The organism is Empedobacter sp. UBA7252 (assembly GCF_002472765.1).
In the GTDB taxonomy this organism is placed as follows: Bacteria; Bacteroidota; Bacteroidia; order Flavobacteriales; family Weeksellaceae; genus Empedobacter; species Empedobacter falsenii_B.
Genome location: NZ_DKSQ01000035.1, coordinates 1 through 12018 on the forward strand (window position 1 = coordinate 1; position 12018 = coordinate 12018).

Below are 12018 nucleotides of genomic sequence, written 5' to 3' on the forward strand. Positions count from 1 at the left end.
CTTTCTCAACCTTAGTCTTAATCTCAAATACATACTACTTTTTACATACTACAATTCTTACATCTCAATTCAAAAATCGTTTACATACATTCTACTGCCACTATGTTGCCTTCATCTTGCCTTTATGTTGGGAGTATCCTGCTACTACTTAGAGATGAAAATGTTGTTTACGTTTTTCTTTTTAATTGTTTTTGTTCAAATTGAATTTCAATTGTTTTATATATTCATAAGGGCGAAATGAAGTCACTTGAAAGAATACATTCGAAAATTGGCGAGAAGATGAAAAACCTACTAATTCTGCTAAGTCACCAATTGAATGTTGATGAAACTGATCTGAATCCTTTAGGAGATGAAGAACATAATTTATTCGAAGTTGATTGATGTAATTTGAAAAATTAGTTCCTTTTTCTGAGTTAATAATCTTTGATAAATATGCAGAATTGGTTTTAAATGATTTTGCTAATTGAGCCAAGGTTAAAGTTTTCTGTACAAATAAGTGATTCATTTCAAAATCATTCAACTGATTCAAAATATGATTTACAACTTCAGTCGGAATCTCAATAACAGGAGGTTCTTTTACTTTCTTTTTATCTATCGTAAGCTGTTTGAAAAAACGTTTGTAACTATACAATACCCCGATGGAACATAAAATGATCACAAAACCTATCAAAATAGGGTAGATGGTGATTTTGAATTCAACATTTTTCTTCAACTTCAATAATTCTTTTTCATCATATTCTTTTTGGAGAATAGGAGATAGCTTTACAATATTTTGTTGAGTCAAATGATCTAGTTTTAGTAACTGATTGATATAATACAATTGGTTTGGGTAATTACGATTATTTTCAGAATTATGGATTAAGGCATCGTAAGCAGCACGAATATCGCTATCTAAAAAATCATATTCATTAAAAAGTTGATCTATTTTTTCAAAATATATAATTGCTTTTTGTACTTCATTTATTGCCTCGTAAGATTTACCAATATAAAAATAAGCCAAACTCAGTGTATTAGAATCGTGGTGACTTTTCAAATGATCTAATTCATTTTTTAGCGTGGTTATAGACTGTTGATACTCTTTTTCTAAATAGAACTGAATTCCTTTTAAATAAGTAAAATAATGAATAAAATAGTCGTTTTGCGAATCTTGACTCAATTCCAAACCTTTATGATTAAGTTGATTAGCTTCGGTGTATTTATGTTGAGCCTGTAAAATTTGAACAGAATAATAAAGGCTATTTAAATAATAAGCTTGGTGATTGACATCTGAACTATTATTTTCAAAGTAAATAATGCATTTCTGAAACAATAGTTCCGCTTCACTAAACTGTTTTAATTGAAATTTAATTAAAGCAACATTAAAAAGGACTTTATATGTTAAGTAGGTGGATGATTTCTTGTTCAGTTTCTTTTCAGCCAATAAGTAATTTTTTAAGGCTGGTTGAAATTTCTTGAACTGATAATGAACCAATCCTTTCGAAAGAAAACTTTGAACAATCAAATCATTATTCCTTGTCTGTTGAGCAACAACTATCGCACTATCAGCATATTTTAATTTGGTTGAATAATCCTGTGTATAGTAAATAGCTTCTTTATAGCCATAGAATAAAGTTTCGCCATCATTGCTAATCTTAGCCTTTAAGATATAAGCATTAATGTACTTCCAAACTTCGGGATTGTTCTTATCGGTTTGAAATGAATCAATTTTCTGAACTAGAAAGTCATTTGTTTGTGTGCTTAGTTGATCAATTGCATAGACATTTTCGATGTTGAAAATAAGCCATAAAAATCCAATTAGAAGGGGTATAGATGTTTTCATAAGCATTGTTTTTTTAGATGAAAACAGTAGTAGATTTTCATGTAAGTTACTTATTTTAATTGAATTACGTTTGTAAATTACCACAAATCACTAATCGATTACTCCATGAAATGTATGAATTTATAAATTTCACACATTTATACAGCGTGTTAGGATATTTTTTTCATAGTAAATTAAAAAATTAACATTTGGTAATTTATTGTTTATTAATAATATAAACGATTACAGGTAACACTTTTATAAAATCAACATAGTGTTTATGTTTTTGACGTGCTTCTTTATTGTTTTAATCATTATGCCTTCTAATTTTAAGCTAAGAATATAAATAATCCTAAAAAACACGACTATGAAAACAAAAACTTATTTATTCATTAGCATCATTAGTTTCCTATTTTATCAATGTATAGAGGAGGAGGAAGCTCCACAATTAAGATCAGATGGTTTATCTGTTGTAGAACAAAAACGCGTATCAGATTTACATATAGAATTGGATAGTATCGTTACTGCTGATTCTATTCAAGAAGAAGCTGATCCACCAAAAGACAAAGATCCTTATATCAAGCGTACTGAAGAAGGAGGTGAGTAGTTCACTTTAAACCCTAAAACACATTAAGATGAGAAAATACGATCCATTTATACAAACACTCATCTGCTACCTATTTATTGTGTTGTTCATTTATGCGGCGGTAAGCAAGCTGATGGATTTTGAGAATTTTCAAATTCAATTGGCTCAATCACCATTACTTAGTGCTTATGCAGGATTTATTTCCTATGCAGTTATTATTGTGGAAATAGTGATTGCATTACTGCTATGTTATAAAAGATGGCGATTAATTGGGCTTTATGCTTCGTTCGGATTAATGATAGCATTTACAGTCTATATTTATCTGATATTAAATTACAGCGATTTCATTCCATGTTCCTGTGGCGGTATTTTAGAGAAATTATCATGGGAAAATCATATTCTATTTAATCTTGTTTTTGTAATATTTTCTATAATTGGAATATTTATATATTCATCAAATTATAAAAAAATAGCAATTATTAAATTATTGTTAGGTGTTTCTTTTTCATCCATTATTAGTGTAGTTGGATTATTTCTCATGTCCGAAAATAAAATGAAAATAGAAAACCCTTTTATTCGACGGTACATTCCATATGCAGTAAATTTTCAGGACAAAATATTATTACCTTCAAATGGATTTTATTTTGCAGGATCTAAAGGAGATACCCTATTTTTAGGAGAAAAGAATGCTCCTCTCATATTGGGAACTATTTATCCTAATTTCGTAAATGTTTTAATAGATACTTTAAAAATTGATGATATGACACTTCCTTTTCAGGAGATTATTTTACATGTTGATTATCCTTCATTTAGTCTTACTGATGGTCATGTTCCTGTTATTTTTGAAGGTGTACTACCAGATAAAAAAGCAATAAAAACATATGATCAGAAATCACTTTTTTCTAAGATAGAAATGGTTGAACCTCATCGTTTTGTTTTTAGAGGACAAAGTATAATGACAAGAGACAATATTTTAGGTTTATTGTTTACTAATCCTATTAAATTAACTTCTAATACAAAGATACTTGAAAAACAAATTGATGGAGTTTTTGATACAGATGGTTCTTTTGCTGTTGATCCAATAACAAAAAAAATAATTTATACTTATTTCTATAGAAATGAATATCGAATAATCGATTTTGATTTACAAGATTATGGAAGGGGAAAAACAATTGATACGATATCAAAAGCTAAACTATCTCTCATAAAGTTAAAAGATGGTACAACAAAAATGGATAAACCACCATTAAAAATGAACATTATGCAAGTAGCCTATAATGGTTATTTATACAATGACTCCAACAGTCAAGCTAAGTTAGATCCACATGATAGTAGAAAAGACAAGCGTATAATTGATGTATATCACTATCTCACAAATCAATATGTCTATAGTTTCACTATTCCAGAAGAAGGTAAAGAAAATATAAGAGAAATATGGATAACTTCTAAATATTTCTATGTTTTACAAGATAATTTACTCATAAAATATAAACGTATGCATACACCCTCTATTGACGAATAGAGGCAGGATTGCCGAAACCTGATAACGTAGGCACCACATTAAAATTATACAAAATGAAAACAAATTTCAAACAAATCATTTTACCAGCTGTCATCATTATGATGGGGACTGGTGCAGCTTTTGCTACAAACCAAGCAAAGCAAAACGAATCAAAATTAGTCAGTGTTCCTGGTTATATTTACAATACGGAATTAAAAAGTTGTGAACAAGTTAGAATGTGTAATACAGAAGGTAATGAAATATGTACCTTGAATGATTTACCAACAGGACAACAAGTTTTTGACTTAAATAATCCTGGTGAATTTAATACGTGTAGTACAATTTTATACAAACCATAGAAAAATAGCTCCCTTTGGGAGCTATCTTTATTATTAAAGTTTTCGAACTTAAAATTATTTGTATCTTAATTTTCCAACAATGGTTTAATCCAATCAGCAGCAGGTTTTCCTTTTAAAAAATGTTCCATCCATTGCCATGCTTTGTAATTTAAGTCTTGACGTTTAGCTTTTTCAATTATATTATGTCCTTCATTTACATAATTTAAGTAAATAGCTTTTTTATTAAGGCGAGTAAGACCGTAGAAAAAAGAACGAACTTGATCCGATAAGACATTTGGATCATCAGCACCACCCCAAAGCAAAATTGGTTTTTGTACTTTTTTTACATGGTAAATAGGGGAAGCTTCCAAATAACCTTGCCAATTGTCAAATAAACTACTGTTCATCCGTGTTTGTTGACGTTCTTCTCTAGCATAATCTGCTTGGTTATAGTTGTATATCTTAAATTCGCTTAAGTATTTTCTAGGAATATCAACGATAGGAACACCTATTAGTGCTGTTTCAAATAGATTTGTTTTTCCCATAAACAAGGCTGCTTCGTAACCACCAAAAGATTGTCCTACTATAGCAATGTGGTTAGACTCAATTTGAGGTATTTGGGAAACTTGATTTATTATTTTTTCAATACTTTTAATTGTAGTTTCTTGAGAATCGTTCTCTTTGTAAGACAAATCTGGTAATAAGACAAAATAGTCATTCAAGATATAATGTATCATATTAAAACCAATTAAATCCATCAAATGTGGAGTACTATCTTCCCTATTATGAAAAGTTATTTTCTCATAGACACGTACAATCATTGGATATTTCTTTTTTGCATCATAGTTTTTGGGATAATATAAAAAAGCATTCAAGTCTTCACCATTTATTGTATAATGTAAAAGCTCTTTTTTTAATATTGGTCGTTCACCATCCTTTTTACCTTGACTTTCATAAATTAAATGAGGCTTCTTTTCTCTTATTTCATATATTTTTAAAGGATTATTAAATCCTGTAGTTGTGTACACCACTCTTTTATTGTCTTCAAAATCTTTGATTGTAAAATCAGATTGTGCAATAATTTTCAATTTATTTCCTGTTATGACTCCCAAACTAGTGGTATAATCTTTCATTGAAATTCCTCTTACCAAAAGTGGCTTTTTCAAATCTATAGGACGATGAAAACTACTCCCCCATAATGATTCCCCTAAAATCCACAGAGGCTGTGCTTTCAGCTCATAATTTATATGATCAGCAGCTCCATTTGTTAACAGCTGTACTTTGTTTTTAAAGATATTCCAACTGTATAAATCATATTCAGATTTCACAATAAAAATACCCTTTTCTGAAGTTGGCGTAATTTTAGCTTTTGGTCTATCAGATAAGTTATTATAAAGTCCATCTGCTAATATTACTTCAGGGTTAAAAGGTGCTATTCTAATCTGATGTGTTTGTAATGACTCACTCTTCCATTTTCCATCTTCAAAAAACAGCATATGATCTGTATTGATATCATAATAGAAATTGTTTTCTGATACATATTTATTGGCTATTGACTGAGTTTTATTTCCATAATTTCTTACGAATTGTATTGGTAATTTTTTATTTACCAATGTATCAATTTTATTTAAGCCCATGTCATATACAATGAATTCACCTTGTTCAGAAACAAATTTTTGAAGTTGAAAAGGAGTTGAAAGTTGAGGTTTCCATGTCCATTTATTTTCAACGATATCGTATATCCCCAATTGAAGATAGGAAGATGATTTACTATTTAGACGATTAGTATATGAAATCTCAGCTAAATTTTGTTTGTTACTATCTAATTTTAATTTGAATAAAATGTATCTATTCTCTCTAATTTCAATAGTTTGTATTAAACTTTTATCAAAAAAACAATGTTCAGGAGGATCTATAATAGATTCTGTTACGTTTAATGAATTTTGTTCCTTTCGGAAAAAATGTAATGAATTTCCAACTTCTTTCAATCCAAACCAATTCGTGTCATTATTATAAATCCAATCTACTTTAGGAATATTATTAACTGTTTGCGTCGTGTTTTCTTTAAGGTTTAATACATGCCAACTGTTATTTTGAATATAATAAAGCCGTTCGGTTTTATAGTCAATTCGATTCGACTCTATATTGAATAAATGATGTTTTATTTTACCATTTTTATCCACAACAATCAATTCTGTTTTATCCAATGGTTTTAAAATAGTAGTTTGTCTTGATGGAAAATTAATAATACTTTCAATTGTATGAAACTCTTTATTTTTCAATGAATATAAATTCTCAAACACAACGGTTTCATTAGGTAATTTATAAATAATAGTAGAATCACTTGCAAAACTGATGGAGTTCGCTTGTGGTAAAATTCTTGGTTTTATTCCTTTTTTTACTGAAATTAATTCATTTTCAGTATCTCCCATAGCATTCAAATGGCTTACTATTACCCAGTCTAAGTTTGGACTTTTTGTTTTTAGCAATGTAGTGTAATAGTTTTCATAAGCTGTGTTAAATTCATCTATAGTTTGCGCATTAGATAATTGACTAAACAGCTGAATAATTAAAACCAATAGAAAAAGAAGTATTTTTACATTGAATTTAATAACCATAATTTTGTGGATATAAATTAGTATTTAATAAAAGTTCACTTTCAGGAAGTGGTAATAATACAAATGCCGATTTCCATTGTGGCTTAACGTTGATCATTGTTTCATCTAATCGACTGTATCTTTTCAAGTCAAAAAAACGAGCGCCAAACTCAGTAAACAATTCATGCTGACGTTCCTGTAAAATTCTATTTAGTAAGTTTTCTTTTGAATCCATTTGAATAGCTGCTAATCCTGCTCTTGATGCAATTATATTCAATTCACTCAAACCTTTAGTTAGCTCTTCTTTCTGTATATAGGCTTCTGCTCTGTTAAGAATAACCTCCTCGTTACGTAAAATAATTGAATATTCATTTTGTCCATTTACAGTAGAATATTGTTTGTATTTAGAAGCATAGTAATATTTTTTACCGCTAGCGTCATTAATTGACCCAATCCAATTTTTTAGACGCAAATCATCAGTTGTAAAAGAATTCACAAGTTCTGGCTGCAAAGAAATATTATAAGGAGGAGCAGAACGCAAGTAATGTATATTAGCTTCGTACGTAGTAGCTGTTGCAGATGTAGGGGATAATTGCCAAATAGTAGATGAATTATCTTTTAGATAAGCTTTGCTTATATCTTGTTGCAATTGGAAAGATGTGTTTTGAGCAAGATCATCTGTTATTTTTATAACATCATCCCATCTTTTTTGATTCAAATATAAACGAGATAAGATTAGTTGAGCTGCTTCTTTAGAAGGGATAAAGCGTGTGCCTATGGCAGTATTTGTTGCTAATAAACTTTTAGCTGTTAATACATCAGTTTCAATTTTATTATAAATATCAACTATTTTATCTTTTGATACATGTTGGGAAATGGTATAATCACTTGTTGTTACATAAGGTATTTCTCCAAAAGTTTGTACCAAATATAAGTGCAACAACCCTCTCATAAAAAGAGCCTCGCCCTTCAACTGATTTGCTAAATTAACCTCAATCAAAGTCGATCTTTCAATTCCTTCTATTATACGATTTGTTTGATAAATTTGATTATATGTTTTTTGCCACAAAGCTGTTACAGCACTAGATTCTGGTCGAATATTTAATTTATAGAACTGATCCAATACACTATTAGCCATTTGATAGGAAATCAATTCATCTGTATAACAACCAAAATATACACCTCCTCCAGAAGAACCACCAGATAGAAAGCCATCTGTTTTTAATGAATTATAAAGACCAGCAAGAGCAGAACGAACTAATTTACCATCTTTAAAAACCGTCTCTTGTGTAATTTGGTCTTGAGGTAAATCTAGTTCAATAAACTTTTCGCAACTCGAAAAAGGAATTATAAGTAATAAAATTATTATTTTTTTCATGATTAATATATTAAGTTAAACCCGATAGACCATGTACGTAGAGCAGGCGTATAGCCTGATAAATTAAACTCAGGATCAAGACCTTTATAATTGGTCCATGTCCACAAATTTTGACCTTGAAAAAACAAAGTACCTTTCAAATGTTTAAAGGTTGTTTTGGGAAGATTATAGCTGATTTGTACATTTTTTAGACGGATATAATACGAATCCATAACACTTGCATCACTTAATCTATAATTAGATGCAGCTGTATTTAGTTGGCTATTTGCTCCACTTGTAGGTTTCTGATAACGAGCATTGGTATTCGTAGGTGTCCAATAATCTAAAAATTCGGTACTATAATTCCCCATCAAACCTAGTGTGTTGGTACTTGCAATACTATTCTCACGTGTTTGTGAAGAAAGCTGTGTTAGTATATCAAATTGAAAGTTTTTAATTCGAAAAGTATTTACAAAACCACCGTACCATTTTATTCCTAATTCTTTTACAATTGTACGATCATTCATATCTAATTTTCCATCACCGTTTACATCTTCAAACTGATATACGCCAGTAGTTGGATCTACACCTAAATAATGATACATTTTTTTTAAGGTAATAGACTTTCCAACTTCTAATGTAGAAGCATAAGTTGATGCTTCTAAATCAGGAAATGATAATAATTTATTTTGAGGAACACTAAAATTAAAAGAGGTTTCCCACTGAAAGTTTGTTTTTTGAATAGGTTTTGCAGCTATCGTTATTTCTATTCCAGTATTTTGAATAACAGCATTCAAATTAGCTTGTACAGATGTAAAACCTGTTGTTCCAGGCAGTGGAATACCTACCAATTGATTTCCTGATCGATTACGATAATAAGCAGCAGTAAACTGCAAGCGATCTCGTAAAAAACCTAATTCAAGAGCTGCTTCGAATTTTCTGGTAATTTCCCAACCATATTTCGAATTATACAATCTACTTGGAGTTAAACCTTGCAAACCATTATAATTAATACCTGTATTAGAATAAGTGTCATAAAACTGATAATTCCCTATATTATCACTACCAGCAGTTCCGTAGCTTCCTCTCAATTTACCAAAACTCAACCAAGATTGGTCTATAAGAAAACTCTCATTAGAAAAAAGCCAAGCTGCACCAACTGCACCAAAATTTGCAAATCGATTAGAAGGTCCAAATCTGCTCGATCCATCACGTCGTCCAGTTAAATTCAAATAATACCGATTAGTGTATTGATAATTCAATCGACTATAAATAGCAGTATACCGATAAATAGAAGAAGCATCTCTATTTATTTTTACGTTAGCTGCTGCCCCCATGTTTTCTATTAACTCGTCGGTAGAAAAATTAGATCCGTATAACATCAAATAATTTGAAGATGTATGTTGAAAGGTTGTACCTATTAATGCTTCTATTCGATGTTCATTCCATTTTTTTTGGTAGTTTATTTGCGGTTCTATTAACCAATTTGTTTGTTGTACAGTAGAGGTGGATAGGGCAGAACGCTCACTGCCTATGTCTAATGTTGGGTTGTACATTGTTTTAGGGTATATCATTCGCTCGTTAACTATATCTGTAGTGTAACCACTATTTACATGTACATTTAACCCTTTTATAATTTGATAATCAAAACTAAATTGACTTAATAGTTGATTTTGATTTGATTTATAAGTTTGTTCTGCTGCAGCTATAGGATTAGCAAACGTATTATTTTCCCAATTTATTTGTCCATTTTTATCATATAGGTCAGGTGCATTTGGAGCAAGAGACTGATAGATTCGCATAAAATCGGTAGGAGGTAAAAAATTATTTTGAAGTGTATAGAATCCAGTAAAATTCAGTTTCAGTCGTCGATTAGCACTTTGATGAGAAAGATTAAGACTCATTTTAGTCTTTTTGTACCTGTAATCACCAGGAAAAATAGTCGTTTCTTCATTGTGTCCACCACTTATCATGAATTGAGTGAGCTCATTACCGCCCGATAATCTTAACTCGTTTGAAGTACGAAAAGACTTTCCTCCAACAAAATATTTTTGCCAATTGGTAGATTGATTAGGATCCCATGTTCCATTTATATCATAAGCATTTGTAGGATAAGTAGAAATTCCATCATTTACAAATGCCTGTTTCCTCATTTCCATATATTCAGTAGTAGACATCATTTTTGGTAAGTCAGCTATTTCGCCTATGGTATACGAGTTTGAAAACTGAATGGTCGTTTTAGTATTTTTCCCTTTCTTAGTAGTGATTAATACTACACCATTTGCACCACGTGACCCATAGATAGCCGTTGCATCAGCATCTTTCAGTACTTCTATGCTTTCTACATCAGACGGGTTCAAAAAGTTTAACGGATTACTATCTTGATAGGGTAGAATAGCAGAGGATAAATTAGAACGATATTCTTTTTGATTGTTGATGATAACACCATCTATAACATATAGAGGAGAATTAGCTTCGTATGTATTATTTAGTGCAAAACTTCTCAAGCTATTACGTCCGCGTATTTGTATATCGTAACCACCACCAGCAACCCCAGAATTTTGTACGATACTTACTCCGGCCATACGACCTTGCATAGCCGAAAGGACATTATTCACGGGCTGATTTTCTATTTCTTTTGCGGTAACACGTGCTATAGACCCTGTACGTTCTTTGTCCTTTACAGCATAGTACCCTGCATTTATCACCACATCTTTTAGCTGAATCCCGTCTTCTTTTATGAAACTTACATTTATCACGCTTCTATTCAGCACCTCTTCTTCACGAATAGGAAAGTCCAATTGCTCAAAAATTAGTTTAGCATCATCATGCTGTAAGATCAGCGAATAGTATCCATTCGCATCAGTTCGCACACTATTCTGTGTACCTTCTTCAGTTACTACCACGCCAGAGAGCAAATGGTTATGATCTTTTACCGTTCCAGTCACGGTTTTTCCTGTTTGTGCAAATAGGGGTGTAGCACAAACCAATCCCAATAGCATACTTATTATATGCCTATTGAGTTTAAAGTAAAATATTTTCATAATTTTACATAAGTTTTTTAAAATTCAACATTAGTTTTAAAAGCCATTCCTTTTCCAGTACATCGCGCCAACTTTGTTTTTGGGAAAGGAGGTTTTGTTTTTTTTACGTTATACGTATTACGCTTAACGTTTTACGTTTTTTTATTCTTATTAATAATCAAATCCTTTTTTAACAATGAATTTATAAATCGTCATTGCTGAAAAGTCGAGTGTCAATTCGGCGTAAAGAGCGTTAAAAATGATATATGTTCGCATTTCACATGCGAATGTTCTAAAGCATTTAGCGAATAGCCGTTATTGACCGACTTGTAAGCACAGACTTGATTTTTTGATTACTTTTTGATCAAGCAAAAAGCAATAAATAGAGAACTTCTTATTATCGCAAATTCCATTTAGAATTTCATCTCTATTATCACGCGCGCGCGCATTCGTGCCTGTTTATCCTATATTCCTCCTAAAATATCCCCCTCCAACAGGTTTTAAAAATTACATTAATAAATGAAAACTAAAATTTAACACTAATCACTTTATGAAGATCATTTACTTTCTTCTTAAGGCGTCTTCGGGGGATAGAGTGTGAATCTGTTTACTCTTTCATAATTTTACATAAGTTTTTTAAAATTCAACATTAGTTTTAAAAGCCACTCCTTTTCCAGTACATCGCGCCAACTTTGTTTTTGGGAAAGGGGTTTATTTTTACGTTATAAGTTTTACGCTTAACGTTCTACGTTTTTATTCTTATTAATATTCAAATCCTTTTTTAACAATGAATTTATAAACCGTCATTGCTGAAAAGT

The 12018-nt window shown here is 30.6% G+C and carries 7 protein-coding genes; 3 read left to right on the forward strand and 4 right to left on the reverse strand.

Translation table 11 applies throughout. The features are described 5' to 3' along the window. Positions 1-181 precede the first annotated feature (181 nt). Entirely contained in the window at positions 182-1819 is a 1638-nt protein-coding gene (locus B2X73_RS04815; RefSeq protein WP_291095865.1) for a helix-turn-helix domain-containing protein, read from the reverse strand. Between the two features lie 346 nt (positions 1820-2165). On the opposite strand from B2X73_RS04815, the gene B2X73_RS04820 reads away from it, so the two are divergent. The 3 genes from B2X73_RS04820 to B2X73_RS04830 are packed head-to-tail and all read left to right on the forward strand — an operon-like array spanning position 2166 to position 4244. Next, positions 2166-2405, forward strand: a complete 240-nt coding sequence (locus tag B2X73_RS04820; RefSeq protein ID WP_038330657.1) for a hypothetical protein — start codon at positions 2166-2168, stop codon at positions 2403-2405. A 28-nt stretch (positions 2406-2433) separates the two neighbouring features. After that, the gene (locus B2X73_RS04825) at positions 2434-3906 is read left to right on the forward strand and encodes a DoxX family protein (protein WP_291095867.1); all 1473 of its coding nucleotides are present in this window, start codon (positions 2434-2436) and stop codon (positions 3904-3906) included. A 53-nt stretch (positions 3907-3959) separates the two neighbouring features. Continuing rightward, complete coding sequence (locus B2X73_RS04830) at positions 3960-4244, forward strand: DUF6520 family protein (protein ID WP_291095869.1); 285 nt, start codon at positions 3960-3962, stop codon at positions 4242-4244. A gap of 65 nt (positions 4245-4309) precedes the next feature. Here the strand turns inward: B2X73_RS04830 and B2X73_RS04835 are convergent, their stop codons facing one another. The 3 genes from B2X73_RS04835 to B2X73_RS04845 are packed head-to-tail and all read right to left on the reverse strand — an operon-like array spanning position 4310 to position 11179. Further along, the gene (locus B2X73_RS04835) at positions 4310-6841 is read right to left on the reverse strand and encodes an alpha/beta hydrolase family protein (protein WP_291095871.1); all 2532 of its coding nucleotides are present in this window, start codon (positions 6839-6841) and stop codon (positions 4310-4312) included. Next, positions 6831-8198, reverse strand: a complete 1368-nt coding sequence (locus B2X73_RS04840) for a RagB/SusD family nutrient uptake outer membrane protein (protein WP_291095873.1) — start codon at positions 8196-8198, stop codon at positions 6831-6833. The genes B2X73_RS04835 and B2X73_RS04840 overlap by 11 nt, the downstream gene beginning before the upstream one ends. Before the next feature lie 2 nt (positions 8199-8200). After that, positions 8201-11179, reverse strand: a complete 2979-nt coding sequence (locus B2X73_RS04845) for a SusC/RagA family TonB-linked outer membrane protein (protein ID WP_291095875.1) — start codon at positions 11177-11179, stop codon at positions 8201-8203. Between the last annotated feature and the right edge of the window lie 839 nt (positions 11180-12018).